Origin of the sequence: Lipingzhangella rawalii, from assembly GCF_031628175.1 — a bacterium.
Taxonomy (GTDB): Bacteria; Actinomycetota; Actinomycetes; order Streptosporangiales; family Streptosporangiaceae; genus Lipingzhangella_A; species Lipingzhangella_A rawalii.
Window position 1 is genome coordinate 1 of the sequence record NZ_JAVLVT010000036.1, and the last position, 1,220, is coordinate 1,220.

The 1,220-nt window shown below is 65.6% G+C and carries 1 protein-coding gene; it reads left to right on the forward strand.

The features are described 5' to 3' along the window. A partial coding sequence (locus RIF23_RS20655; protein ID WP_310914308.1) for an acyltransferase domain-containing protein occupies positions 1-1,090 on the forward strand: 1,090 nt, incomplete at its 5' end. Positions 1,091-1,220 lie beyond the last annotated feature (130 nt).

Here is a 1,220-nt window from a genome sequence, read left to right on the forward strand (position 1 = left end):
GACCTGCGGACGTGGAGACATTCCCATGTATTCCACCGTCACCGGAGGTGTTGTCGACGGAACCGAGCTGTCGGGCGACTACTGGTACCGGGGCCTACGCGAACCGGTCGCGTTCCACGAGGCTCTCCAGGCACTGTTCGCCGATGGACACAACCTGTTCCTCGAGGTCAGTCCGCATCCTGTGCTCGGGACGAACCTGCACCAGGCCGCCGAACAGGCCGACCTGGACGAGGTCGCCGTCCTCCACACCCTGCGGCGGGGGCACGGCGACTGGCCGCAGATGCTCACCGCGCTGAGCGACGCCTACGTCCACGGGGCCGAGGTCAACTGGTCACGCCTGTTCGAAGGCCAGCCCGGTCCCCCGATGGACCTCCCCACCTATCCCTTCCAGCACCAGCACTTCTGGTTGACCACCACGCACACCGAGACCGGCCCGGCCGGACAGTACACCGTTCCAGACGAGGGTGGATTGGCCGAACGTCAGGTCGACAGTGCCGCCCCGGAGCAGACCCTGCTGACACAACTCCAGAACACCCCGGAGGTTGACCGCCACGATGTACTCAAGCGCACGGTATGTGCATGCATGGCCGCCGTGCTCGGTCATGACAGCCCCGACGACATCGACGTGTTCCGAGGATTCATGGACGCCGGCGGCACGTCGCTCGCGGCAGTCCAGCTCCGCAACCGGCTGAACACCGTAACCGGACTGCATCTACCAATGTCGGTGGTCTTCGACTATCCCACCCCCAACGCACTGGCCCGGCACCTTGCGCACCAGCTGAGCGAGCACGGGGACACGGCAGGCCACGAGTCCACCCCGAATGCGGATGCGGATCCGGACGATCAGGATCTCTACGAGCAGCTCGATCGACTGGAGTCCCTCCTCAGCACGCGGACGGCCACGGACGCGCCGCCGATCACAGACACCACCCGGGTGCGTCTGACCGAGCGCCTCCACCAGCTGTTGGCCCAGGTGAACGACCGCACCCCGGGCCGGGCCACTGGCCCCGAGTACCAGCACAGCGACCTCGCTAACGCCTCCGACGACCAACTACTGGAGCTGATCAACAACGAGTTCGGCATTTCCTGATCGCGAATTCACCGGACATGGGGAGGGGTAGCCATGCCACACGAGGCTGGAGACGAAACAACGTTCCGGGAACTGGCGCGCAAGCTTGCGCTCGATCTCCGGGAGGCTCAGGCCCGTATCGACGAGCTGT